This is a genomic window from Lichenihabitans sp. Uapishka_5 (genome assembly GCF_033947565.1).
Classification (GTDB): Bacteria; Pseudomonadota; Alphaproteobacteria; order Rhizobiales; family Beijerinckiaceae; genus Lichenihabitans.
This window is the reverse complement of sequence record NZ_JARPVX010000021.1, coordinates 1-23,645: the sequence shown is the minus strand read 5'-3', so window position 1 is coordinate 23,645 and position 23,645 is coordinate 1. Positions and strand designations below refer to the sequence as shown.

23 protein-coding genes are annotated in these 23,645 nt (G+C 69.0%); 10 read left to right on the top strand and 13 right to left on the bottom strand.

What is annotated here, in order from left to right:
* Window positions 1-31 precede the first annotated feature (31 nt).
* Window positions 32-1,384, top strand: a complete 1,353-nt coding sequence (locus P7D22_RS10315) for an LLM class flavin-dependent oxidoreductase (RefSeq protein WP_319934143.1) — start codon at window positions 32-34, stop codon at window positions 1,382-1,384.
* Window positions 1,385-1,678: 294 nt separating this feature from the next.
* Here the strand turns inward: P7D22_RS10315 and P7D22_RS10310 are convergent, their stop codons facing one another.
* From P7D22_RS10310 to P7D22_RS10290, 5 genes are read right to left on the bottom strand one after another with little or no spacing between them, the layout of a single operon-like run.
* A complete protein-coding gene (locus P7D22_RS10310; protein ID WP_319934142.1) occupies window positions 1,679-2,476 on the bottom strand; it encodes a UTRA domain-containing protein in 798 nt (265 codons plus the stop codon).
* Window positions 2,473-3,279, bottom strand: coding sequence for an amino acid ABC transporter ATP-binding protein (locus P7D22_RS10305; protein WP_319934141.1), 807 nt, complete (start codon window positions 3,277-3,279; stop codon window positions 2,473-2,475). Before P7D22_RS10305 ends, P7D22_RS10310 begins: the two co-directional genes overlap by 4 nt.
* Entirely contained in the window at window positions 3,276-3,938 is a 663-nt protein-coding gene (locus P7D22_RS10300; RefSeq protein WP_319934140.1) for an amino acid ABC transporter permease, read from the bottom strand. Before P7D22_RS10300 ends, P7D22_RS10305 begins: the two co-directional genes overlap by 4 nt.
* A complete protein-coding gene (locus tag P7D22_RS10295) occupies window positions 3,935-4,579 on the bottom strand; it encodes an amino acid ABC transporter permease (RefSeq protein WP_319934139.1) in 645 nt (214 codons plus the stop codon). Before P7D22_RS10295 ends, P7D22_RS10300 begins: the two co-directional genes overlap by 4 nt.
* 22 nt (window positions 4,580-4,601) lie before the next feature.
* Window positions 4,602-5,432, bottom strand: a complete 831-nt coding sequence (locus tag P7D22_RS10290; protein WP_319934138.1) for a transporter substrate-binding domain-containing protein — start codon at window positions 5,430-5,432, stop codon at window positions 4,602-4,604.
* A gap of 247 nt (window positions 5,433-5,679) precedes the next feature.
* On the opposite strand from P7D22_RS10290, the gene P7D22_RS10285 reads away from it, so the two are divergent.
* From P7D22_RS10285 to P7D22_RS10270, 4 genes are all read left to right on the top strand, one after another.
* Window positions 5,680-6,096 (top strand): hypothetical protein, encoded by a 417-nt coding sequence (locus tag P7D22_RS10285; RefSeq protein ID WP_319934137.1) that lies wholly within the window; start codon window positions 5,680-5,682, stop codon window positions 6,094-6,096.
* A gap of 91 nt (window positions 6,097-6,187) precedes the next feature.
* On the top strand, window positions 6,188-6,697 hold the full coding sequence (locus P7D22_RS10280; RefSeq protein ID WP_319934136.1) for a copper chaperone PCu(A)C: 510 nt from the start codon (window positions 6,188-6,190) through the stop codon (window positions 6,695-6,697).
* A 46-nt stretch (window positions 6,698-6,743) separates the two neighbouring features.
* Window positions 6,744-7,112, top strand: a complete 369-nt coding sequence (gene copC, locus P7D22_RS10275; RefSeq protein ID WP_319934135.1) for a copper homeostasis periplasmic binding protein CopC — start codon at window positions 6,744-6,746, stop codon at window positions 7,110-7,112.
* Window positions 7,113-7,154: 42 nt separating this feature from the next.
* Entirely contained in the window at window positions 7,155-7,823 is a 669-nt protein-coding gene (locus P7D22_RS10270; RefSeq protein ID WP_319934134.1) for an SCO family protein, read from the top strand.
* A gap of 24 nt (window positions 7,824-7,847) precedes the next feature.
* On the opposite strand, the gene P7D22_RS10265 is transcribed toward P7D22_RS10270, so the two are convergent.
* The 3 genes from P7D22_RS10265 to P7D22_RS10255 are packed head-to-tail and all read right to left on the bottom strand — an operon-like array spanning window position 7,848 to window position 10,120.
* Window positions 7,848-9,065, bottom strand: a complete 1,218-nt coding sequence (locus P7D22_RS10265; RefSeq protein WP_319934133.1) for a M24 family metallopeptidase — start codon at window positions 9,063-9,065, stop codon at window positions 7,848-7,850.
* A 37-nt stretch (window positions 9,066-9,102) separates the two neighbouring features.
* A complete protein-coding gene (locus P7D22_RS10260) occupies window positions 9,103-9,891 on the bottom strand; it encodes a CbtA family protein (protein ID WP_319934132.1) in 789 nt (262 codons plus the stop codon).
* 10 nt (window positions 9,892-9,901) lie between these two features.
* Window positions 9,902-10,120, bottom strand: coding sequence for a CbtB domain-containing protein (locus P7D22_RS10255; protein WP_319934131.1), 219 nt, complete (start codon window positions 10,118-10,120; stop codon window positions 9,902-9,904).
* Between the two features lie 564 nt (window positions 10,121-10,684).
* Here P7D22_RS10255 and P7D22_RS10250 point away from each other — a divergent pair.
* A complete protein-coding gene (locus P7D22_RS10250; RefSeq protein WP_319934130.1) occupies window positions 10,685-14,794 on the top strand; it encodes a bifunctional nitrate reductase/sulfite reductase flavoprotein subunit alpha in 4,110 nt (1,369 codons plus the stop codon).
* 44 nt (window positions 14,795-14,838) lie between these two features.
* Here the strand turns inward: P7D22_RS10250 and P7D22_RS10245 are convergent, their stop codons facing one another.
* Window positions 14,839-15,849 carry a LacI family DNA-binding transcriptional regulator gene (locus P7D22_RS10245; protein WP_319934129.1) on the bottom strand — a complete coding sequence of 337 codons (1,011 nt, stop codon included), beginning with the start codon at window positions 15,847-15,849 and terminating at the stop codon, window positions 14,839-14,841.
* A gap of 99 nt (window positions 15,850-15,948) precedes the next feature.
* On the opposite strand from P7D22_RS10245, the gene P7D22_RS10240 reads away from it, so the two are divergent.
* Window positions 15,949-17,121: a Gfo/Idh/MocA family protein gene (locus tag P7D22_RS10240; protein ID WP_319934128.1), complete on the top strand. Its 1,173-nt coding sequence runs from the start codon at window positions 15,949-15,951 to the stop codon at window positions 17,119-17,121.
* On the opposite strand, the gene P7D22_RS10235 is transcribed toward P7D22_RS10240, so the two are convergent.
* Window positions 17,112-19,100, bottom strand: a complete 1,989-nt coding sequence (locus tag P7D22_RS10235) for a response regulator (RefSeq protein WP_319934127.1) — start codon at window positions 19,098-19,100, stop codon at window positions 17,112-17,114. The two genes, P7D22_RS10240 and P7D22_RS10235, sit on opposite strands and share 10 nt — an antisense overlap.
* Window positions 19,101-19,231: 131 nt before the next feature.
* On the opposite strand from P7D22_RS10235, the gene P7D22_RS10230 reads away from it, so the two are divergent.
* Entirely contained in the window at window positions 19,232-20,092 is an 861-nt protein-coding gene (locus tag P7D22_RS10230; RefSeq protein ID WP_319934126.1) for an oxidoreductase, read from the top strand.
* Window positions 20,093-20,455: 363 nt separating this feature from the next.
* Here the strand turns inward: P7D22_RS10230 and P7D22_RS10225 are convergent, their stop codons facing one another.
* Both P7D22_RS10225 and P7D22_RS10220 read right to left on the bottom strand, forming a co-directional pair.
* A complete protein-coding gene (locus P7D22_RS10225; protein WP_319934125.1) occupies window positions 20,456-20,869 on the bottom strand; it encodes a hypothetical protein in 414 nt (137 codons plus the stop codon).
* A complete protein-coding gene (locus P7D22_RS10220) occupies window positions 20,859-21,029 on the bottom strand; it encodes a hypothetical protein (RefSeq protein ID WP_319934124.1) in 171 nt (56 codons plus the stop codon). Before P7D22_RS10220 ends, P7D22_RS10225 begins: the two co-directional genes overlap by 11 nt.
* 305 nt (window positions 21,030-21,334) lie before the next feature.
* On the opposite strand from P7D22_RS10220, the gene P7D22_RS10215 reads away from it, so the two are divergent.
* Window positions 21,335-22,051 (top strand): DUF1345 domain-containing protein, encoded by a 717-nt coding sequence (locus P7D22_RS10215; protein WP_319934123.1) that lies wholly within the window; start codon window positions 21,335-21,337, stop codon window positions 22,049-22,051.
* A gap of 24 nt (window positions 22,052-22,075) precedes the next feature.
* Window positions 22,076-23,395, top strand: a complete 1,320-nt coding sequence (locus P7D22_RS10210; protein ID WP_319934122.1) for an NAD(P)/FAD-dependent oxidoreductase — start codon at window positions 22,076-22,078, stop codon at window positions 23,393-23,395.
* Window positions 23,396-23,448: 53 nt separating this feature from the next.
* Here P7D22_RS10210 and P7D22_RS10205 read toward each other — a convergent pair.
* A partial coding sequence (locus P7D22_RS10205; RefSeq protein ID WP_319934121.1) for a hypothetical protein occupies window positions 23,449-23,645 on the bottom strand: 197 nt, incomplete at its 5' end.

The window sequence follows — 23,645 nt, the reverse complement described above, 5'->3', positions numbered from 1 at the left end:
GTTGGCCCTGCGTGCGTCCGAGGAGATGCGAATGCCCCGAACCGATCGGCTCAAGCTCGGCACCTTCGTCTACACCTTCGGGTTCCATCCGGCCGCCTGGCTGCACCCCGGCAGCGACGTGAACGGCGCCAACGACATCCGCCACCTGATCCATTGCGCCAAGGTGTCGGAAGCCGCGAAGCTCGACTTCATGTTCTTTGCCGACAGCCCCGCGAGCGCGGTCGGCCAGGCGGACGCGCTCGCCCGCAACCCTACCAAGATGAACCGCTTCGAGCCGATCACCGCCATCACGGCGCTGTCGCAGCACACCGATCGCATCGGCTTCGTGGCGACGGCCTCGACGAGCTATTACGAGCCCTACAATATCGCGCGATTGTTCGCTTCGGCCGACCATCTGGCACGCGGCCGCATCGCCTGGAACGTCGTCACGTCGGATCACGACGAGACCGGCTACAACTACAACCGCGAGGGGCTGCCGCCCCATGCCGAGCGCTACGAGCGCGGCGAAGAGTTCCTCGACACCGTGTTCGGCCTTTGGGACAGCTTCGAGGACGACGCGCTGCTGCTCGACCGTCAGTCCGGCCTTTACCACGACAAGACCAAGCTCCACAGCCTCGACCACAAGGGCAAGCATTTTCAGGTGCGCGGGCCCTTGAACGTCGCCCGCACGCCCCAGGGGCGGCCGGTGATCGCCCAGGCGGGCGGCTCCGAGCAGGGCATGGAGCTGGCAGCCCGCACGGCCGAGATGGTGTTCTCGCTCGCCTCGAACGTCGACCGCAACCGCGCCTTCTACGCCAATGTGAAGAACCGCATGGCGCGCTACGGGCGCAGCCCGGACGACCTGAAGATCCTGCCCGGCATCGTCATCAACGTCGGCGAAACCCATGCGGAAGCGGAAGCCAAGGCCGAAGCGCTGGTGCAGCTGATGCACCCCGATGTCGGGCTGCTGATGCTGGGGGAGTTTCTGGAGGCCGATCTGCACGGCGTCGCGCTCGACGCGCCCTTCCCGATGGACCGCATGCCCGAAGCCGCCAAGGGGTCGAAGGCGATGTTCGAAGAGCTCAAGCACTTCGTCACGCAGGGCCACACGATGCGCGAGCTCATCACCCATTATGCGCGGCGCCACACCGGCAACGGCCTGACGGGCTCGCCCACCGCGGTGGCGGATTTCATGCAGGAATGGTTCGAGACCGGCGCTGCCGACGGCTTTATCCTGATGTGCCCGACGCTGCCGTCGAGCTTGGAGGATTTCACGCGCCTCGTGGTGCCGGAGCTTCGCCGGCGCGGCCTGTTCCGCGACGACTACGAAGGCACGACGCTGCGGGCGAACCTCGGGATCTCGACGCCGCCGAACCGTTACGCGGTCGCCCGGCGGGAGGCGTGACGCGGAGGCTGCGGCCTGTCTGATCCCCGGCTGCGTCGATCGCGCCCTGTCACGGTCCTCATTCCGGGGCGGAGCAGACCAGGGGCCACGCCTGCGCAGCAGGTGGGGTGGTCGGCGGAGGGGGCGCAGCCGAACCCGGAACCGGTGTGCTTCGGCCTGCGACGCCGAAGCTTCCCGGTTCCGGGTCTGCGCTGCGCTTGCCCGGAATGAAGGAAGCGATCGTCAACGACGCCGCTTGGCTTGAGATCGGAGATCCTGCCCTGCCGGCTTGTGGGCGCCTTTGCAGGCCCGGCCTCAAGGAGCTGACGATGCCGGGCCCGGACCGGCCTCGGGACTGAAATTCGCCACGAGTTGGTGGTCGCTGCCCGGATACAGCAGCCGGACGCCCGTGACCCACTCGGTCGCCACGGTGGTGCGTCGCACGATCTCGAGGCAGGCCTCGCCGACCGCGAGTTCGAGCAGCTTCGCATCCGAGGCCCCGGCGTTCACGGCCCGCACGCGATGGCTGGCGACGCTCCAGGGCACGGCGTGAAGCAGCCAGGCCCCCGGTGCGAGCGTGGAAAAATCCTGGCCGGCCGCCCCATCGGCGGTGGCCGGGTTGATGAGCCGGGTTTCGAGGCAGAAGGGGCGATCGTCCGCGAGGTGCAGGCCCTCGAGCCACAGCACCTCGGTGCCCCCGATCGCCGCGCCGACCAGCTGGGCGTCGTCCGGCCGCCCCGGGCGGAGGCGACGCTCGATCAGCGTGAAACGATAGGCACGGCCCGAGCCGAGCACCTCGTCGCGGATGTCGGCGATCGCCATGACGACCGACTCGGCGCGCGGCTGCGCCACCTGGGTGCCGCTCTTCTTGCGCCGCACCAGGTAGCCGTCCCGCGCCAGCTGGCCGAGCGCCTTGTTCATCGTCATCCGCGACACGCCATATTGGTCGGCGAGCTCGGTTTCGATCGGCAGCTGGAATCCCGGCGGCCAGCGTCCGCCGACGATCAGCAGGCGGATCTCCTCGATGATGTGGTTGTGCCGCGTGGCCCCCTTCGATGCGGTCGTGGTCCGGTGTGGCGCGGGCCCGCTGCCCTTGGGTGTTCCGGTGTTCACGAAGGCTTCAGCAACATGGCTGCGCCGCGGTCGAGGTAGGTTTCGAGGAACTGCGTCAGCCGCGGATGGCGTGAGCCGCCGAACAGATCGGTCGGCGCCCCGTTCAACAGGACGCGTCCGTGATCCAGAAACACGATGCGGTCGCCGACCGTGGCCGCGAAGCCGATCTCATGGGTGACGATGACCATCGTCATGCCTTCGCCACCGAGGTCGCGCATGACGTTCAGCACCTCGCCGGTCAGTTCGGGATCGAGCGAGGCGGTCGGCTCGTCGAACAGCAGGATCTTGGGCTCGAGCGCCAGGGCCCTGGCGATGGCGACGCGCTGCTGCTGGCCGCCCGACAGTTCGGACGGATAATGCTTGGCCCGGGCCTCCAGGCCGACGCGCCGGAGCTGGGCCATGCCGCGCCCCTCCGCTTCCGCCCGGGGGAGGCCCTTCACGGTGACGAGGGCCTCTGTGACGTTGCCGAGGGCCGTCATGTGGGGCCACAGGTTGAACTGCTGGAACACCATGCCGATGCCCTGGCGGACCTTGCGGATGCTGTGCGCCGGCAGGCGGATGCGCTTGCCGTCCGGCGTTTCCTCGAAGCCGAGCGGCTGCGCGTTGACCAGGATGGTGCCGCTGGTGGCTTCCTCGAGAAAGGCGATGCAGCGCAACAGCGTCGACTTGCCCGAGCCGGACGGGCCGATCAGGCAGGTGGTGGCCCCGCGGGTGATCTCGAGGTCGATGCCATGCAGCACCTCGGTCTTCCCATAGCTCTTGCACAGGTGGCGGATCGAGATCGCGGAAGCGTTGGACGTCATGAGAACCTGTATTTCGAGAGCCGCGATTCGGCTCCCCGCCCGGCCCAGCTGCAGAGTTCGACCAGCGACCAATAGATCAAGGCCAGCAGGAACAAGGATTCCACGAAGGCATATTGCTGCGAGCCGAGCGCGCTGATCACCGCCATCGCTTCCGGCACCGCGATGATCGACAGCACGGCCGTTTCCTTGACCAGCACCACCGCCATGTTGACGCATTGCGGCAGCACCAACATGGTCATCTCGGGCACCATGATGCGCCGGACGATCTCCGCCTGCGTCAGCCCCACGCATTGGGCCGCTTCGATATGGCCGAGCGGGATCGCCGCGAAACCGGCCCGGAAGATTTCCGAGAAGTTGGCGGCCGCATAGGCGCTCAAGCCGATGAGGCCGGCCGGGATGGGGTCGAGCTTCAGGCCGATGAAGGGCCCGCCGAAATAAAGCAGGAAGATCTGCACCAGGAAGGGGGTGCCGCGCAGCACGTTCACGATAGAGCCCAGCAGGATGCCGAGCGGCTTCGGTCCGAAGCGCCGGGAGGCCGCGACCCCGAAGCCCCCGAGGGCCCCAAAAACCATCGCGGCCAGCCAGATGCCGAGCGTGACCTCGAGTCCGGCCAGCACCTCGGGCAGGGCGGCCACGATCACCGACACATCGAAGGTCACGACAACCGTCCCCGGCGCAGAACACGCTCGCCGACACTGCCGCCGGCCGCCACGATCCAGTTGATGGCGAGGTAGAGCCCGCCCGCCACCGAATAAAACAACAAGGGCCGGTAGGTGGAGGCGGACAGGTTCTGCGCCATGCGGGTCAGCTCGACCACGCCGACGACCGAGATCAACGACGAGGCTTTCAGGATCAGGATGGCTTCATTCACCAGGGCCGGCACCGTGAGGCGCAATGCGATGGGCGCACGGATGCGGCGGAACTGCTGCCAGGGCGACAGCCCCGCCATATCGGCGGCCTCGAGAAGGCCGCGGGGCACGCTGATGAAGCCGCCGCGCAGATTCTCGGCCTGATAGGCGGCGGTGCAGAGCGACAGGCCGATCAGGGCCGCCACGAGGCTCGGCACCGCGATGCCGAGGCTGGGCAGGAGGTTGTAGATCAGCAGCAGCTGGACCAGCAGCGGCACGCCCCGGAAGAAGCTCACGAAGACGATCGCGGGCCAGCGGAGCCAGAGCCGCGGCGACAGCTTGGCGGCGCAGACCAGGATGCCGATGGCGAGCCCGATCGCGATCGCGGCGGCGCTGATGGCGACCGTATAGCCGGCCGCCGTCAGCATCAGTTCGAAGAGCCGCAGGGACATCGCGGGTCCGTCGAAGCCTGCGTCAGAAGGTCGGCTCGGGCGCCACGTCCGGGGTGTCGAAGGCGAGGCCGAACCACTTCTGCTGCAGGGTCTTCATGCGCCCGTCGGCCTTGATCTTCACCAGCGCTGCCTGCACGGCGTCCAGCAAGGGCTGGTCGTCGGGCTTCTTGGTGCCGATGAAGCCGAAATAGCTCTTTTGGCCGAACGCTGGCGTCACCACCGCAAAGGTGTCGGGCTGCTTCGACGCCACATAGGCGATGTTGGGCAGCGAGTTCGCGACCGCAGCGACGCGACCGGCGGCGAGATCCGCATAGGCTTCGTTGTAGCCCGGATATTCGCGGGCTTCGACCGGCTTCGGCAGCGTCTTGCCGAAGGTCTGCAACTGGGCGAGCTGCGCCGTCGCCTTGCCGGCGCCGACCTTCTTGCCGGCGATGTCGGCCGGCGTCTTGATGGTGTCGTCCTTGGCGCCCTTCAGGATGGCGACCGTCGCCTCGGCGATCGGCGACAGGAACCGGTAGCGCTCGGCGCGCGCCTTGGTGATCGTCGCCGGGCCGGCCACCATGTTGAACTGCCCGGACTCGAGCGCCGGGAACACGCCGTCCCAGGGCAGCGCGACCCATTCGATCTTGACACCGAGTTCCTTGCCGACCTCGTTGAACAGGTCGACGTTGAGGCCGGCATGCTCGCCCGCCTCGTCGATGAAGTCGAAGGGCGCGAAGGCGGTCTCGGTGCCGACCTTGAGGACGCCCGCCGCCTTGACGTGCGCCAGCGCATCCTCCGCCCTCGCGGCGATCGGCGCCGCCATTGTCAGGGCCAGTCCGACGACGGTCTGCAGGAGAATACGTCTGTTCATGCTGGTTCCCCATGAAAGGCAGGGCAACACCGCGGCGCGTCCTGCCATATATGCTTAGACATATCAGCGCAGTTTCGCTTTCGATGTCAATTGTGGAGCCCGCGGCGGCTTGGGTAAAATCGCGGCAAACGCGTTGATTCAACGCCTTGTTTTTCGGCAGAACCCAGTCGATGGCCGCCGTCGTGGCTCGGCGCGCCCGGGGTGACGGGACATCGCGGTCATGGTCCGGAGGGCGGGGGAGCCCCGCATGCCGCTTGACAGCGCCTGCCGGCCGCGCTGCGGTGCGGGCGTGAGGGACTTCCGTTCATCGGCCGTGCGGCAGGCGCTTGCCGCCATCCTGCTCGTCGCCTTGACGCTGTCCGGCCTCGGGCGGGCGATGGCGATGGTCGATGCGCCGGCCGTGGCCGAGACCCTGGCGGGCGTGACGGTTCCGATCTGTCACCACGATGCAGGCGACCCCGCCGACCCGCAGCCCCCGGGCCATCACGATTGCTGCGACGCTTGTGCGCTTTGCGCGCCGGTCTTGGCTCCACTTGCGCCTGTCGTGGCGCCGGCCCGGGTGGAGCATCGGGCCGCCCATGCGGAAGCCCTGGGGTGGGCGCCCGTCATCGCGCGCGTGCCGACACCGCGCCAGTCCCAGGGGCCTCCGAACGGGGTGATCTGAGGCCCGCGATCCCAAAGCTCCACCCATCGGCAACGCCAGGGCGGCGCGTCTGCGCCCCTCCAATGCCGCACGCCATTCAGGACACACACCCATGTCGAACCCATTCCGAGCCGGCCAACTGGCCGCGCTCGTCTGCTTGTCGCTCGCGCCGTCGGTCGCGCTCGCCCAGACTGTTGCGGCCGGCGACCTCGTGATCCAGCGACCCTGGGCCCGCGCCACGCCGAACGGCGCCCCTGTGGCGGGCGGTTATCTGACGATCACCAACCATGGCACAGAGGCCGACACGCTGACCGGCGGCTCTTTGACGGCCGCCGGTGGCTTCGAGGTTCACAGCATGAGCACCGAAGGCGGCATCATGCGGATGCGGCCGGCGGGACCGCTCACCATACCGCCCGGCGGCAGCGTGACCTTGTCGCCGTCCGGCACCCACATCATGTTCACGGACCTCAAGCACGGGCTGAAGCAGGGCGAGACCGTGGACGGCACGCTCAGCTTCACGCAGGCCGGCACGGTGCCGGTGCGCTTCGTAGTGGAGGGTATCGGGGCCAAGGCCCCGGGGGGCTCCGCTCAGCCGGCGATGCCCGGCATGCACATGGATTGAGGCAAGCTCCGGTGCCGATCTCCCCCATCCTTCGAGGGCCCAAACCATGACAGCATCAAATCACGCCGCGATCCTGCTCGCCGCGGTGCTCAGCCTTGCGAGCGCGCCGGCCTTTGCGCATGCGCACCTCAAAGCCGCCACGCCGTTGCCGAACGGCAGCGTCGCGGCGGCCTTGGAACTGACTCTCACCTTCTCGGAAGGCGTGAACCCGACGTTCACCGGCGCCACGCTGACCGGGCCCGGCAAGGCCGCCGTGGCGACCGGCAAGGCCAAGCTCCGCGCCGGGGACGACACGACGCTCATTGTGCCGGTGGCGGCGCCGCTTGCGACCGGTTCCTATGAGGTCACCTGGCACGCGCTTGCGACAGACGGCCACAAGACGAGCGGCAGCTATGGCTTCACCGTCGCGCCATGACCGTGTCCGGCTCCACCGGTTCTCCCATCCTGTGAGGCAGGCATGATCTCCCGTGCGTTCCTGGCGGTCGTCGGCGGCATCGCGGCCGTGGTGGTGCTGGGGTTGGTGACGCTTGTCGCCGTTCAGCAGCGTGACAGCTACGCGGAGGGCCGGGTCGGCGGCGCCTTTGCGCTGCTCGACATGTTCGGCAAGCCGGTCACCGATGCCGATCTGCGCGGCAAGCCGAGCGCCATCTTCTTCGGCTACACGTCCTGCCCTGACGTTTGCCCCACGACGCTGTCGAGCCTGACGACGGCGCTCGGACGCCTGGGCGCCGCGGCGGACCGGCTCACCGTGGCCTTCGTCACGGTCGACCCCGAGCGGGACACTCCGGCCCAGATGCGCGACTACCTGTCGTCCTTCGACCCGCGCATCCGCGGCCTCACCGGCACCGAAGCCCAGACCGAGGCCATCGCCAAGGCCTATCACGTGGTCCACCGCCGCGTTTGGACGGGCGGCGGTTCCTATGCGGTCGACCATTCCTCGACCGTCTATCTGATGGACGAAGCGGGCCGGCTCGCGGGCGAGATCAATTATGGCGAGGACCAGGACCGCGTCGAAGCGAAGCTCGCCGCCCTGGTGCACACGGTCGATGACCCGTCCGCCCCGGCGGCGCGGGTCGATCTTTGGTCCGATGCGGTCCGGCTGGCCCGGCAGCTTTGCGGCCTGTGAGGAGGCGCTTGGGGCGCCCAACCGTCACGCTACGTCAAATGGCGCATCGAGCGAGGCGGCCGGCGGCGTGAACCAGGCCGGGCCGTCGGCGGTCATGTGGATGTGATCTTCGAGCCGCACCCCGAAGGCGTCGGGGATGCAGAGCATCGGCTCGATGCTGAGGCACATGCCTTCGCGCAGCGGCGTCGCGTCGCCACGGACGAAATAAGGCGGCTCGTGAATTGACAGGCCCAGCCCATGCCCGGTCCGATGCGGCAGCCCCGGAAGCCGATAGTGCGGGCCGTAGCCTTGTTGCTCGAGGAAGCGCCGCACGGCGTCGTCGACGCTTTCGCAAGGCGCCCCCAGGCGGGCCGCCGCGAACGCGACCTCCTGAGCTTCGCGCTCATGCGCCCAGACGCGGCGCTGTTGAGGCGTCGGCGGGCCGAACACATAGGTGCGGGTGAGGTCGGATTGGTAGTTCGCGAGTACGCAGCCCGTGTCGACCAGCACGGTGTCGCCCGGCTCCAGCACCTTTGGCGCATCGACGCCGTGTGGAAAAGCCGTGTCGGGGCCGAACAGCACGATGCAGAACGAGGCGCCGGACGCGACCCCGCAGGCCTTGTGGGCGGCATCCACGAAAGCCGCCACGTCGCCGGTCGCGATGCCGGGGCGCAGGATGGTGGCTGTGGCGCGCTGCACCGTCAGCGTGATGTCGAAGGCCCGCTGCATCAGGGCGATTTCGGCGTCGGACTTGCGGCTCCGCAGATCGTCGGTTAGCGCCGCGGCGGAGCCGATCCGCCAGTCGCCCGGCAAGGACGCCCGCAGCCGTTCGGCGCGGAAGAAGGGCGTTTCTGCATCGAGCGCCAGGTGCTTGGCCATGGCGCCCTGATCGAGGAGCCAACGCGCCACCATGGCCTCGGGCACCTCGTGCTCTTCCCAGGTGAGGATCGACGCCTCGGTGCCGGCGAGCCGCTCGAATGTGCCGCGCTCGAAAGCCGGCACCACGAAGGTCCAGGCGCCGCTGGCCGTCAGCACGGCGCCGCATAGCCGTTCGCTGCCGGACCAGCGCACCCCGGTGAAGTAGGTGAGCGTGCGGCTGGCGTCGAGGGTGAGCGCCCCGACGCCCGCCACCCCCATCGCCGCCACGAGCCGCTTACGCCGTGCCTGGTACTCGGCCGCGTCGATCGGGCGGATGCCGGCCGTCCGGTCGGCAAGGCGGGCGAGGGCCTGGTCGGCATCGGAGCCGCCGCACCATGGCGTCATGCTGGTGTCCCTCAGCCGCGTGGTGCCGGCTCGCCCGTCAGATCACCGCGGCGTCGAGCCGCCGCACGCCCTCGCGGGCAGCGACCCGGTGGGTCAGGCCGCCGAACATCAGTCCGAGCGCCGTCCACAGGATCACCTGCGCGCCCAGGGACGACAGGCGGAAGGCCCAAAGCGTGACGGCTGGGAAGTCGGCCGGCACCTCGTTGACGGCCGGCATCAGCGCCGCCACGCCGATCATCGCGGCCAGATAGGCGCCGCCGGCCCAAAGGGTGGCATTCCAGCGTCCCTGCGAGGCGACCAGCCGATTGCGCAGCATCGCGCAGGCGATGGTAGCAGCCAGCGACAAGGCCATGAAGGCGAAATACAGCCCCGTCCGCAGGCCGATTGTATCCGGGTCACCGACCGAAGGCGGGTTCGCCGGATATTTCAGGTTCGGCACGATATAAACGGCCACGAGGCCGAGGCCCGCCAGCAGGGCCGCGGTGGCACGGGGGCCGAGGTCGCCGAGGCGGCCGTAGCAAAGCGCGAAGACCAGCGCGAAGAGGCCGCCGAAGGCCGTGCAATAGACCATCACACCGGTGAAGAGGCCGATGCCGGCCTGCGTCGGCCGGCTGACGATCTCCTCCTCGGCCTCTCGGGGCGGGGCCGGCAGGCCCTTGGCCTGCGCCGCGTCGGCGGCTGCCTGGGCCTTGGCCTCGTCCATCTGGGTTTCGAACGCGATGGCGCGGTCGACCTGTGGTTCGCCGAACACCTTCAAAAAGGCAAAGGTCAGCAGTCCCGCGACAAGCCCAACCAGCATGCCGCGCAGCAGGAGTTTCCCAACCATGGTGATCCCCTCAGTGGCAGGGGAAGCCGAGCAGGTGCCGGCCGTCGTGCAGGAATTCATGCACAACCGTGCCCCGCACCAGGGCGGTGGCGCCTTCTTCCGCCCCCACGAAATAGATGGCGATCAGCAGCACAAGGCCGCCGAGGATCACCCACGGCAGCGCCTCCTTGAGCGGAATGGCCGGAGGGGAAACCGGACGGGCGCCGGGAGCAAAGGTGAAATCGGACATGAACAGTCTCCTCGGGATGTCGCGTCCCGGTTCGAGGGGTGCCTGGTCCCGAGGGAGGTCTGACTCTCGCGCGCCGAAGGGCGCAGCGATCACAGTGGCGCGACCGTGCGGATTTTCACCGACTTCCGCACCTCGAGACAATGCGGGGCGAGCATAGGAATCTGGACTGTGCGGAGTCAAGGAAAGTCGGACATGCGCGGCCAGGGCGGTCGTCGCGCCGCGAGCGTGTTGCCCGGAACTGGCTCCAGCGATCGCGTTACCTGCCGCTTTGCCGCCCAGGCGTGCCGCCGCTTTAGCCAGACCGGGCCTCGATGCCGGATCCGCCCGCTGTGACCGCCGCTGGCATGGTCTGTGCACAGCAACGTCCGATCGCCTGCGCGATCATCCGGCGTTCAACGACGAAGGCCGGACGGCACCGCTGCCGACCCTGAACCGCCGTGCCCTTCGGGCCGACGACATCTGGAGGCGTGCCTTGGTGAATTTCGATCGTTCCTCCAGCCTCGCTCGCCCTGGGCTTGGCTGCGCCGGCTCAAGGGCGGCGCGCGGCTTGACCGGGGCCTGACCATGGCGACGGCGGTCAAAGGATCCTGCCCGTATTGCGGCGTCGGCTGCGGCATCGTCATGCAGGTCGAGCACGACCGCATCACCAAGGTGTCGGGCGACAAGACCCATCCGACGAATTTCGGGCGCCTATGCACCAAGGGCAACACCTGCGCCCAGGCCATCACCGGATCGGGGCGCCTCGAGAAGGCGCATCTGCGCCGCGGCCGGGGACAGGATCAGGTGCCGGTGGATCGCGAGATCGCCATCGCCGAGACGGCGCGGCGGCTGCGGGCCATCATCGACCGCGACGGCCCGGATGCGGTGGCGTTCTATGTGTCGGGGCAGATGTCGCTCGAGGCGCAATATCTCGCCAACAAGCTCGCCAAGGGGTTCATCCGCACCCGCCACATCGAATCGAACTCGCGGCTCTGCATGGCGAGCGCCGGCAGCGGCTACAAGCTGTCGCTCGGTTCCGACGGGCCGCCTGGCTCCTACCAGGATTTCGACACGGCCGACCTGTTTCTGGTGATCGGCTCCAACATGGCCGATTGCCACCCGATCCTGTTCCTGCGGATGATGGATCGCATCAAGAAGGGCGCCCGCCTGATCGTGGTCGATCCGCGCCGCAGCGCCACCGCCGACAAGGCCAGCCTCTTCCTGCAGATCCGGCCCGGCACCGATCTGGCGTTGTTGAACGGTCTGCTGCACCTGCTCCATCGGAACAACCAGTTGGATCGGGGCTTCATCGCCAGCTTCACCGAAGGCTGGGAGGCGATGCCGGACTTCCTGGCCGATTACGGGCCCGAGGCGGTATCGGCCATCACCGGGCTTGCGGTCGCCGACATCGTCCGGGCCGCCGCGATGATCGCTGCCGCGCCGGAGGTGATGACGTGCTGGACCATGGGGCTGAACCAGAGCATCCACGGCACCTGGAACGCCAATGCCATCTGCAATCTCCACCTCGCCACGGGCAAGATCTGCCGCACCGGCAGCGGCCCGTTCTCGCTGACCGGCCAGCCGAACGCCATGGGCGGCCGCGAGATGGGCTATATGGGCCCCGGCCTGCCGGGGCAGCGTTCCGCCTTGTCGGAGCAGGATCGCGCCGCCGTCGAAGCGTTGTGGCAGATTCCGGCCGGCAGCCTGAGGGCCGAGGCGGGCGGCGGTACGGTCGCGATGTTCAAGGATATGGCGGCAGGGGCCATCAAGGCCTGCTGGATCATCTGCACCAATCCGGTGGCAAGCGTCGCCAACCGGGACAGCGTGATCGCCGGGCTGCGGGCGGCCGAACTCGTGGTGACGCAGGACGCCTTCCTGGACACGGAAACCAACATCTACGCCGACATCCTGCTGCCCGGGGCGCTGTGGGCCGAGGGCGACGGTGTGACGATCAATTCCGAGCGCACCCTGACGCTCACCCCCAAGGCGGTCGAGCCGCCCGGGGACGCGCTGCCCGACTGGATGCTGATCGCCCGCGTGGCGCAGGCGATGGGCTACGGCGACGCCTTCACCTATGCGTCGGCTGCCGCGGTGTTCGACGAGATCCGGACCGCCTGGAACCCCGCCACCGGCTACGACATCCGGGGCGCCAGCCATGACCGCCTCCGCGACGGGCCGCTGCAATGGCCGGTGGCGTCCCCCGACGATGCCGGGCGCAATCCCATCCGCTACCTGAACGACGGCGTCAGCCAGGCGCGCTTGACCGCCGGGGACGGCTCCGTGCCCCGGCTCGCCTTCGCGACGCCTTCCGGCAAGGCGCGCTTCTTCGCGCGGCCGCATGCCCCCGCGGCCGAGATGCCCGACCGCGACTTTCCCCTGGTGTTCAACACCGGCCGGCTGCAGCACCAGTGGCACACGATGACCAAGACCGGGAAGGTCCCGACGCTGAACAAGCTGAACCCGGGTCCCTTCGTCGAGATCCATCCCGAGGACGCGGCGGAACTCCGCATCCGCGATGCCGACAAGGTCGAGATCCGCTCGCGGCGTGGCAAGGCCGTCCTGCCGGCCGTCGTCACCGACCGGGTGCGGGCCGGCACCTGCTTCGCGCCGTTCCATTGGAACGACAGCTTCGGTGACGACCTCGCGGTCAACGTCCTCACCAACGACGCCGTCGATCCCGTGTCGCTGCAGCCGGGGCTCAAGCTCACGGCGGTGGCGATCCGCGCGGTCCGGGACCCCGTTGCGCCCGATGCCGGAAAGGAGATGCCTCGCGTGAAACCCTTCTCCGGCCCTCAAGGGGGCGGCTCGGGCCTGTTCGCGGCTCCCGCTACGGGCGAGACCCTGGCGTTGCGCGCCATGACGGGCCTCGGCGTGATGCAGGCGCCGGCGTTCACCGCGGCGGAGCAGCGCTACCTCGAAGGTTTCATCCTGGGGCTCGACGCCGCGGTGGCGCTCGGCGGCGTCGAGGCGCCGGCCCTGCCGCCGGCGGCCCCCTTCGCGGAAGAACGCCGCCTGCTGGTCGACGGCATGCTGGCCGGCCTGTTCTCGCGCCGCAAGGGGGCAGGCGCGGCGCCGGCACCAGCCGAGCAGGCCGCCACGATCCTGGTCGCCTGGGCGTCGCAGACCGGCACCGCGGAAGCGGCTGCTGGCGATCTGGCCAAGCGCCTCACGGCCGAGGGCCATGCGGTCCGGTTGTGCGGGCTCGAGGCCGTTTCGGTCACCGACCTTGCCGAGGCGCAGACCGGCCTGTTCCTCGTCAGCACCTTCGGCGATGGCGAGCCGCCCGACAATGGCGTCGCCTTCTGGGATCGCTTGACCGGGGGCGCCGTGCCGTCCCTGGCGGGGCTGCGCTATGCGGTCTGCGGCTTCGGCGACCCGAACTACGACCAGTTCTGCGGCTTCGGCCGCAAGCTCGACCAGCGGCTCGCGGATCTTGGGGCCGCGCGCCTGCGCGACCGGCTCGATTGCGAGCCCGATGCGACCGACGCGGCGGGGCTGTGGAGCGAGGCGGTCGGCGCCGCATTGCGCGACCCGTCGGCCCCAGGCGCTCCTTCGGCACCCCTGGTGGCAGTGCCGGAGGCGGCGGGGCCGACCTTCAGCCGCCGCTCGCCCTACGGATCGATCCTGACCGGCAACAGACTGTTGACCGGGGCCGGCGGCGGCAAGGAGGTCCGGCAGTTCGTCTTCGCCACCGGCGACGCCCTCGCCTATCAGGCCGGCGATGCGCTCGGCGTCTGGCCCCGCAACGACCCGCGCCTCGTCGCGGAACTGCTCGACGGCGTCGGCCTGAAAGCCGAGGCCCCCGTGCGCCTCGACGGCCTCGGCGACATGCCGGTCGGCGAGGCGCTCGAACGCCATCTCGAGATCGGCCGCGCCAGCCCCGATTTCGCGGCGTGGTGGCGGTCGGCCAGCGGCGACGTCGCGCTCGGGCAAGCCTTGTCGGGCGACCGCGAGGCGGTGTCGCGATGGTTGTGGGGCAAGCAGGTTGCCGACATCGTCCGGCTGGCACCCGGCCGCATGGAGGCCCAAAGCTTCATCCAAGGCTTGAAGCGCCTGCAACCGCGGCTGTATTCCATCGCGTCGAGCCCGAAGCGCCATCCCGGCGAGGTTCACCTCACGGTGTCGGTCGTCCGCTACGGCGCCAACCGGAGCGGAACAACGTCGTCGTTCCTGGCCGACCGCGCCGAACAGGGGACCGTCCCGGTCTTCATCCAGCCTTCGGCGCATTTCCGGCCGCCCGCCGATCCCCAGGCGCCCGCCATCATGATCGGCCCGGGCACCGGCATCGCGCCCTTCCGGGCCTTCCTGCAGGACCGGGAAGCGCAGGGCGCTTCCGGCCGCAACTGGCTGTTCTTCGGCGAGCAGCACCGGGCGACGGACTTCTATTACCGCGACGAACTGCAAGGCTGGCTCGACAGCGGCCACCTGACGCGGCTCGACCTCGCCTTTTCGCGCGACCAGGCCGAGAAGGTTTATGTGCAGGACAAGATGCTGGCAGAGGGCGAAACGCTGTGGCGCTGGCTCGAGGCCGGTGCCTACATCTATCTCTGCGGCGACGCCGGCCGCATGGCAAAGGATGTCGGGCGCGCCCTGCAGGCCATCGTGGCCCGCCACGGCGGCATGACCGAGGAGGCCGCCGCCGCCTATATGGGCGCGCTGTCGGCCGGCAAGCGGTTCCTGAAGGACGTGTATTGAGGCGATGAGCGATCGCGCCGCCCGTCGGCGGTTGGCGCGACGGGTCAACAATTCTCGGCCGTATAGATCCGCACCGGGGTCGGCCGGGTGAGGACGTCGCCCTCGATGCGGCCGAGCAGGCGCGCCATCGTGTCGGCCACGACCTGCACCTCGCTGGCGGCATCCTGGTCGACCACGGCGTGGATGGCGCGCCGCTGCAGCAGCGCGCGGCGGTCCTCCGTCAATTCATGGGTGATGAACACGACATCCGGGCGGCCGGCGGCCATCAGGCTCGCCACCACCGCATCGGCACCCGCCGAGGTCAGGTAGAGTCCGGCGAGGCCGGGGTGCCGGCGCAGCGCCGTGGCCACGATGGTGCCGGCCCGGTGGGCGGTTTCGCGGCTTTCCTCGACGGCCACCACCCGGCAGGCCGGATGGTGCTGCGCCAGTACGCTGCGAAACCCCGCTTCGCGCGCCCGCTGCCCGAACATCGACAGAAGGCCCGTCACCATCAGCACGTCGCCCCCTGTGGGGCCGAGGAAGCGGCCCATCAGGTCGCCGGCCACGCGGCCGGCCTGCAGGTCGTCGGGCCCCACATAGGCCTGGCGGCCGCTGTCGGGGATGTCGGTCGCCAAGGTCGCGACCGGGATCGCGGCGGCGGCCCGGCGCAGCGCCGCCGCGATCTCCTGGCCGGCGGGGCTCGCCACCACGAGGCCGTCATGCTGCCGGGCCAGCCGGTCGATGATCTCCGGAATGCGCTCCGGCCGGTTCGGGTCGAGGTGATGCACCAGGAACTGGAGGTTCAGCTCCGCCGAAGTAGCGTTGAGCTTCGCGAAGGCCTGTCCGAGCGCCGCGTGGAACGGGTTGGTGGCCGCCTCGATCAACACCGCAACCCGCAGGCGATGCGCGTAGCCGCCGCCGAGCCGCCGGTCGAGCTTCAGCCGCCGTGCCGCCGAAAGCACGCGGCTCTCCTTGGCCGGCACGACGCCGCCGCGCCGGTTGAGCACGCGGTCGGCCGTCGCGATGGACACGCCCGCCAGCGTGGCCACGTCCTGGATCGTCGGCTTGCGGGCCATCGTCGAACCCCGGTGACGGTTGAGGGGAACCCATCAAATCCGCTGTGTCGCGCCCTGAGGCAAGTCCGCTACGCATCGCGGCCATGGAGGGGGAAACGCATGTTCAACGGCGAACCACAAACCGCGCGGCCGATCCGCTGGGCCATGGTGGGGGGCGGGCGGGGCAGCCAGATCGGCTACAGCCACCGCGCCGCGGCGCTGCGTGACCGCGGCTTTGCCCTGGTGGCGGGGGCCTTCGACATTGATCCGGCGCGCGGCCGGGATTTCGGCGTCGGGCTCGGCCTTGATCCCGCGCGTTGTTATTCCGATTACCAGGCCCTGTTCGCCGGCGAGGCGGCGCGGCCGGACGGCATCGAGGCCGTGTCGATCGCGACGCCCAACAATACCCATTTTCCCATCGCCAAGGCGGCGCTCGAGGCGGGCCTGCATGTGGTGTGCGAGAAGCCGCTGTGCTTCACCGTGGCGGAGGCCGAAGCCCTGCAGCGCCTCGCCGAGGCGCGCGGCCGGGTGGTCGGCGTCACCTACGGCTACGCCGGCTATCCGATGATCGAGCAGGCCCGCGCTATGGTGGCGCGCGGCGACCTCGGTGCCATCCGCCTGGTCAACCTGCAATTCGCGCACGGTTTCCACAACACGGCGGTGGAACTCGACAGCCCGTCGACCCGCTGGCGTGTCGATCCGCGCTTCGCCGGGCCGAGCTATGTGCTCGGCGACATCGGCACCCACCCGCTCTACCTCAGCCAGGTGATCGCGCCCGAGCTCAAGATCGCGCGCCTGTTATGCGCCCGGCAAAGCTTCGTGGCGAGCCGAGCCCCGCTCGAAGACAATGCGATGACGCTGATGCAATACGAGGGTGGCGCCTTCGGAACCGTGTGGTCGAGCGCCGTCAATGCCGGCGCCACCCACAGCCAGAAGGTGCGCATCGTCGGCGCCAAGGCCAGCCTCGAATGGTGGGACGAGCACCCGAACCAGCTGTCCTTCGAGGTGCAGGGCGAGCCGGCCCGGGTCCTCGATCGCGGCATGGCCTATCTGCACCCGGACGCGCTGGCACTCGACCACATCAGCTCCGGTCATGCGGAAGGGTTGTTCGAGGCCTGGGCCAACCTGTACCGCAGCTTCGCCATCGCCATGGAGGCGACCGACCGCGGCGACGCGGCCCGCCTCGCCACGCTGCGCTATCCCGGCATTGCGGCGGGTGTCGCGGGGGTGCGCTGGGTGGAAACCTGCGTCAGGTCGGCCGACGCCGGCGGGGTGTGGGTCGATTACGGCTGAACCGCCCCGGAGAGCGGGGTGGCGGCCGGCGGCTCGCCGATCCTCGACGCAAGGCCATGCAGTCGCTCCGCCAGGGTCCGCATGCTGGCGTCGCCCTTGTGCAGGATCTGGCTCGCGCCCTGCAGGCGTCGGCGGTCTTCCCAGGTAAGGTCGAGCGCCGTCAACACCACGACGGGCGTGGTCGCATGCTCCGGGATGGCCCGCATCGCCTCCAGAAAGGTGAAGCCGTCCATCACCGGCATGGTGAGGTCGAGCAGCACGATGCCGGGCCGCACGCTTGCGAGCTTGTCGAGACCGTCCTGGCCGTTCTCGGCTTCCGTCACCGACCAGCCGTCGCGCTCCAGCGCCTTGCGGATGCGGGCCCGCGTGTCGGCATCGTCGTCGATCACCAGGGCATCGTTCTCGGGCGGCCGGAACCGGTCCATGACGCTCTTGAAACGGTCCCAGCGCACCGGCTTCATTACATAATCGGCGGCGCCCAGCGAGGCCGCCAAGGCGCGCTGTTCCACAAAGGTCACCATGATGACCGGGATGGCGCTGAGGTCGGGATCGGACTTCAGGGCGCTCAACACCGACCAGCCGTCGACCCCCGGCATCATCACGTCGAGCAGGATGGCGCGCGGCCGCAATTCGCGCGCCAGCACCAGCCCCGTTTCGCCGTCGCCGGCCGTGCGGACCTTGAACCCTTCGCGGTGCAGGAACTTGGTCATCAGGGCGCGCTGGTCGGCGTCGTCGTCGATGGCGAGCACCAGGTCGCTGCCGCGCGCCGCCTCGTCCTCGGGCTCGACCGCCGGCTCGCTGCCTTCGACCCGGTAGGCGGCCGGAAGCCTGACCGTGAAGGTGGTGCCCTGGCCGCTGACGCTCTCGACCTCGATGACGCCGCCGAGGATCTCGCTCAACGCCTTGGTGAGCGACAGCCCAAGGCCCGTGCCGCCATATTTGCGCGTCGTCGAGGCATCGGCCTGGACGAAGCGCTGGAACAGCCGGGACACCTGCTCGGCCGTCATGCCGATCCCGGTATCGACCACCCGGAACACCACATGGTCGCGGGCCTCGAACAATTCGCGGTCGACCGACAAGGTGACGGTGCCGCGTTCGGTGAACTTGGCCGCGTTGCTGAGGAGGTTCAGCAGGATCTGCCGCACCTTTGTCAGGTCCGACACCATGCGGCCGAGGCCCGGCGCGATCGCTACGTCGAGGTGGTTGTTCTTCTTCTCGACCAGGGTCTGGGCCGTGTTGGCGATCTCCTGCACCACGGGGGCGAGGTCGAAGGCCTCGGGATACACGTCCATCTTGCCGCTCTCGACCTTGCTGAGGTCGAGCACGTCGTTGATGAGCCCCAGCAGGTGCCGCGCGTTGCCCTCGATCTTGCGCATGTCGGGTTCGAGCTCGGCCGCGTCCGCCCCGTCGGCCATTTCCTCCTGCAGCATTTCGCTGTAGCCGATGATGGCCGACAAGGGCGTCCTGAGTTCATGGCTCATGTTGGCGATGAAGGCGCTCTTGGCGAGGTTTGCCTGCTCGGCGGCCTGCTTGGCGGCCTCCGTCCGGGCATGGGCCTCGTTCAGCGCCGCCTCGTTGTCGACCAGGACCCGATTGGCCTGGTTGAGGCGCTTCAGCGTCGCCTCGTTCTGCACGATGGATCGCCGGAGCGCATGGCAGATCCAGACCATGCCGGCTCCGATCAGCACGTATTGGCAGAGCCAGGACGCTTCCACGTGGCTGAGGGAGCCGTCGCGGGTGTAGAACCACGCCGCTGCCAAGCCCGAAAGGACCAGGGTAAGCGTTCCGCAGCCCCACCCGAAGGCGAGGCTGACGGCCAGTAGGACCGGGATGTAGAGCAGGAACGGCGCCACGAAGGCGGGAGCCAAATATCGAAGCAGCGTCGTGGCGCCCACGAGCAGCAGTGTCGCGCCATAGCGGGTGAGCGGCGTCAGACGCCGGCGGGCCACGGTGCCGATCAGTTTGTGCAAGCTGCTCATGAACCCATGAGTGTCATGCCGCGGGGGGTTTTGAAAGCGACCCGTCGTTCCGCGCGGCCGCCTGTCCCCGCTTGGCTGACGCCCTATCTGCTGGATCGGTCGATCATCGATCGACACGCAGGATTTTCAGCATGACGTCGTCCGACCAACCCGTCTGGTTCATCACCGGCTGTTCCACCGGCTTCGGCCGCACCCTCGCGGAGGCGGTGCTGGCGCGCGGCTGGCGCGCCGTGGTGACGGCCCGCAACCTCGATGCTGTCAAGGACCTCGTATCCGGGCACGAGGCGCAGGCTCTGGGCCTCGCGCTCGACGTCACCGATCCGGCAGCCATCACGGCGGCCGTCGACGCCGCCCAGGCCCGCTTCGGCCAGATTGACGTGCTGGTCAACAACGCGGGCTACGGCTATCTCGCGGCCATCGAGGAAGGCGAGGACGGGCCGGTGCGCGCCATGTTTGAGACCAACGTCTTCGGGCTCGTGGCCGTCACCAAGGCGGTGCTGCCCGGCATGCGGGCGCGTCGCAGCGGCGCGATCGTCAACCTATCGTCGATCGGTGGGCTCGTCAGCTTCGGCGCGACGGGCTATTACCATGCAACCAAATTCGCGGTCGAAGGCCTGTCGGAATCCCTGGCCGTCGAGGTCGAGCCCCTCGGCCTGCATGTCGTGGTGGTGGAGCCCGGCCCCTTCAGAACCGATTTCGCCGGCCGCTCGATCGGCCGATCCGCCACGGAGATCGACGATTACGCCGCCACCGCCGGGGAACGGCGCAAGCAGACCTTTGCGCGCGACGGCAAGCAGGTCGGCGATCCGGTGCGGGCTGCCGAAGCCATCATCCAGGCCGTCACGGCCCCAAAGCCGCCCCGCCACCTGCTGCTGGGCAAGCCCGCCCTCGACCTGGCACGACAGAAGCTCGCGGCGCTGAAGGCCGATTTTGACACTTGGGAAGCGGTCACGCTCGGTGCCGATTATCCGGAAAGCCAGCAGGGCGCCTGATCGGGGCACGACACGCGCCACAGTTGCGGCCAGTGGCCTGAAGGCGGCGGCCGACGCTCCGGGTTCGGTGGAGCGTCGACCGCACGCACCGCCGAGGCAAGTCAACACGGGGTGCGCAACATCACCATGCCGCACAAGTTCTGCGATCGCGTGTCGGGAATACCTCGACTTCACGCTTCCGTGTCAAGACGTTGCTAGCGTTGAATGCGGCGTGTGGCAGGGCTACGCTGATCCTGCCACACGCCGCACCTGTCCTGGGGGTTTACGGGGGCGGCGTCCCGGCAACACAGGACCACCGTCGGCGAAGTCTGGTTGGCGAACGCCGCTTGTCTGACCTTGCGAGCCCCGCGGGAGCTTTGGGGATCAGGCCGCTTTGCCGAGATCTGCGAGATCCTGACGCTTGACCTTCAGATCGCAGAAATCCTGGAACGCCTGATCATGGCCGCGCGTCAGTCGCGCCGCATGATGCAACAGCCTGCCGGCCCGCATGGCTTCGAGGGGTACGAGCTCGGATCGCGCCGCCATCACACGGGTGCCGTGGATCGCCACACCGGCTTCCGCGAGACGACACGCCCAAAAGGTCAGCAACACGTCGTCGGTTTCGGCCAAGCCGGCCGAAAAACGGTGGAGATCGCTGCCGCGCTGCGTGTCCTGGTACAGCCGGGCTGCCTCGGCGAGCGGCATCATGGTGTCGTCGTCGAGGGCCGGGGCCCTGTCCGCCTGCGCGGCGTGCTGGAAGACGTCGCGGAAGCGTCGGCTGACGGCCTCAGCGCGCATGGCCGTAGACCTGCCGATGCGCGGCACCGACCAGCGTCTCGCGATCGACGTTCATGTCGTTCAGCTCGCGCGCATCGATCTTGGCGATTTCGTTCAGGGCGCGATGATAGGCGCGGCGATTGGAAAGGGCGACGCGCAGGGTGGTGATGAACTTGGTCATGGGGTTTCTCCGTAATTGAACCCAAGATAGTCCTGCGTTTCACGCATGACTATGCGCATTGCTGCAACGCAGCATAAAGTGCGACGCATGCGTTGCTCACCGCGGGACCAAGCTATGCGCTGCCAGAACTACGGCCTTCCCGCTCGAAGAAAGCCTGGGGGCAGGGGGCTCTCTCCCGCGTTGCGACGGAAGCGCCGCCTTGCTAGGGAGGGGTGCGAGGACGTGGGCCTGCGGCGTTTAGTCAAGCTGCCGATCACGGCGGCATCGCGGGTCCTGTCCGTCGATCGCTCGAACCGGATGCCGCTGTGGCCAACACCGCCTCGCCTTCTCGAACACGCCCGGTCTACCACGCCCTGCTGGGGCCTCTCGCGTCGCGCCCTCGTTTGACGAGCGGGATCGTCGTCGGCCTCGTGATCTTTGTCGCGTCGAGCTTGTTGCCCTCGGAGCTGGAACGCAGCACCCGCGCCATCCTGGCCTGGGACGTCACCTGCCTGTGGTTCGTGCTGCTCACCCTCCAGCACATGCGGGGACGGGACCAGGGCGACATCAAGGCCCGGGTGGCGGCCCAGGATGAAGGCCAGGGCATGATCCTGGCCCTGGTGCTGATCGCCGCGGCGACCAGCCTCGCCGCGGTCGCGGTGGAACTGTCCCTGGCCAAGGACGCGCATAGCCTGATGAAGGGCTTTCGCGTCGGGTTGGCGCTCGCGACCGTGATGATCTCCTGGTTCACGACGCAGCTCGTCTTCGCGCTGCATTACGCCCATGAATATTACGCGCCCGACTGGACCACCCCGGACGAAACCGACGTCATCGGCGGTCTGCAGTTCCCCAACGATCCGGCGCCCGATTATTGGGACTTCCTGCATTTCGCCGTGGTGATCGGCGCCGCCTCCCAGACAGCGGACGTCGCCTTCACCAACAAGCGCCTGCGTCGCATCGGCACCGTGCATGGGCTCGTGGCCTTCACGTTCAATACGGCGGTTCTGGCTTTGACCATCAACCTCCTGTCGGGCCTGTTCTGATTGCTGCCACCGAAAGCGCTGACCATGGGGCCCCCGGTCGATCCCGTCACCTCAGACGCCCGCCTGCCGGCCGAGGCCGATGTCGTCATCATCGGCGGCGGCATCATCGGGGTTTGCGCGGCGCTGCACCTTGTTCGCAAGGGCGTGACGGTGGTGCTTTGTGAGAAGGGCACCATCGCGGGCGAGCAGTCGGGCCGCAACTGGGGCTGGGTGCGCAAGCTCGACCGCGACCCGCGCGAGATCCCGCTCATCGTCGAGAGCCTGCGCCAATGGGAGCGCATGAACGAGACGATCGGCGACGACACGGGCTTCCGCGCCGCCGGCATCGCCTTCGCGGCCGACGGTGAGGCCGACATCGCCCGCCACGAGGCTTGGCTCGAGCAGGCGCGACCCTACCAGATCGACGCCCGGATGATCTCGGGAGCCGAGCTCGACCGGCATGTGCCGGGCGCCTCCGGGCGCTGGAAGACGGCGCTGTTCTGCCCCACCGATGGCCGTGCCGAACCCCAGATGGCGGCGCCCGCCATGGCCCGCGCGGCCCGCAGGGCCGGGGCCACGATCCTCACCGGATGCGCGGTGCGCGGGCTCGAGCGGTCCGGCGGGCGGGTCTCGGCGGTGGTGACGGAGCGGGGCCGCATCCGCACCACCACGGCGGTGCTGGCCGGCGGCGCCTGGTCGCGCCGCTTCCTGCGCGACCTCGACGTGTCGCTGCCGCAGCTCAAGGTGCGATCGAGCGTCATGCGCACCGCGCCGCTCGTCGGCGGCCCTGAGGCGGCCTTTTGGTTCGCCGGCGCCGCTTATCGCAAACGCCGCGACGGCGGCTACACGATCGCCGACGGCCATGTGAACGTGGTGCCCGACAGCATCCGGTTCCTGCCGCAGTTCTGGTCGACCTTCCTGAACGAGCGGAAATCCCTCAAGCTGCGGCTCGACGGCCGCTTCGCGCGTGAATGGACGGAGGCCCGACCGGTGCCGCTCGATCGGCCCTCGCCTTACGAGGCCACACGCGTGCTCGACCCGGCACCCGACCGGGCCGTCAACCGCGCTGCACTGCGTCGGCTCGCCGCCGCTTTTCCGGCCTTTGCCAAGGCGGAGGTGGTGCAGGAATGGGCCGGCATGATCGATGTGACGCCGGATGCGGTGCCGGTGATCTCGCCGGTGGACGCGGTGCCGGGGCTCATCGTCGCCACGGGCTTCTCGGGCCATGGCTTCGGCATCGGGCCCGGGGCCGGTCGCCTGGTGGCCGATCTCGTGACCGGCGCGGCCCCGGTGGTCGACCCGCATGATTTTCGCCTGTCGCGGTTCAGCGATGGCTCAAAGCGGCGGGTGCTGTCCGGCCTCTGAACTTCCGCAGCCGTTTAGTCGACCGCGAAGGCCTTACAGGCAGGCTGGACGCTTCAGCGCGATTCCCGCACCACGAGGCCCAGCAGGAACCCGAAAAAAGCTGCGAAGACCATCGTCAGCAGGGGATCGAATCGCGGCCGGTCGCGCACCAGCGCCCCACCCTGGGTGTAGGCCGCGACGACCTGGTCCCGCACGGTCTCGGCCCGGCGGAGCGGCTCGGGCGCAGGGGCGCGAGCCGGGCGCGCGGGGG

Coding starts and splice junctions, on each gene's coding strand:
- P7D22_RS10315 (WP_319934143.1), top strand. CDS start 32: ATGCCCCGAACCGATCGGCTCAAGCTCGGCACCTTCGTCTACACCTTC.
- P7D22_RS10305 (WP_319934141.1), bottom strand. CDS start 3,279: ATGACGTCCAACGCTTCCGCGATCTCGATCCGCCACCTGTGCAAGAGC.
- P7D22_RS10295 (WP_319934139.1), bottom strand. CDS start 4,579: ATGTCCCTGCGGCTCTTCGAACTGATGCTGACGGCGGCCGGCTATACG.
- P7D22_RS10290 (WP_319934138.1), bottom strand. CDS start 5,432: ATGAACAGACGTATTCTCCTGCAGACCGTCGTCGGACTGGCCCTGACA.
- P7D22_RS10285 (WP_319934137.1), top strand. CDS start 5,680: ATGCCGCTTGACAGCGCCTGCCGGCCGCGCTGCGGTGCGGGCGTGAGG.
- P7D22_RS10280 (WP_319934136.1), top strand. CDS start 6,188: ATGTCGAACCCATTCCGAGCCGGCCAACTGGCCGCGCTCGTCTGCTTG.
- copC (WP_319934135.1), top strand. CDS start 6,744: ATGACAGCATCAAATCACGCCGCGATCCTGCTCGCCGCGGTGCTCAGC.
- P7D22_RS10270 (WP_319934134.1), top strand. CDS start 7,155: ATGATCTCCCGTGCGTTCCTGGCGGTCGTCGGCGGCATCGCGGCCGTG.
- P7D22_RS10265 (WP_319934133.1), bottom strand. CDS start 9,065: ATGACGCCATGGTGCGGCGGCTCCGATGCCGACCAGGCCCTCGCCCGC.
- P7D22_RS10260 (WP_319934132.1), bottom strand. CDS start 9,891: ATGGTTGGGAAACTCCTGCTGCGCGGCATGCTGGTTGGGCTTGTCGCG.
- P7D22_RS10255 (WP_319934131.1), bottom strand. CDS start 10,120: ATGTCCGATTTCACCTTTGCTCCCGGCGCCCGTCCGGTTTCCCCTCCG.
- P7D22_RS10250 (WP_319934130.1), top strand. CDS start 10,685: ATGGCGACGGCGGTCAAAGGATCCTGCCCGTATTGCGGCGTCGGCTGC.
- P7D22_RS10245 (WP_319934129.1), bottom strand. CDS start 15,849: ATGGCCCGCAAGCCGACGATCCAGGACGTGGCCACGCTGGCGGGCGTG.
- P7D22_RS10240 (WP_319934128.1), top strand. CDS start 15,949: ATGTTCAACGGCGAACCACAAACCGCGCGGCCGATCCGCTGGGCCATG.
- P7D22_RS10235 (WP_319934127.1), bottom strand. CDS start 19,100: ATGAGCAGCTTGCACAAACTGATCGGCACCGTGGCCCGCCGGCGTCTG.
- P7D22_RS10230 (WP_319934126.1), top strand. CDS start 19,232: ATGACGTCGTCCGACCAACCCGTCTGGTTCATCACCGGCTGTTCCACC.
- P7D22_RS10225 (WP_319934125.1), bottom strand. CDS start 20,869: ATGCGCGCTGAGGCCGTCAGCCGACGCTTCCGCGACGTCTTCCAGCAC.
- P7D22_RS10220 (WP_319934124.1), bottom strand. CDS start 21,029: ATGACCAAGTTCATCACCACCCTGCGCGTCGCCCTTTCCAATCGCCGC.
- P7D22_RS10210 (WP_319934122.1), top strand. CDS start 22,076: ATGGGGCCCCCGGTCGATCCCGTCACCTCAGACGCCCGCCTGCCGGCC.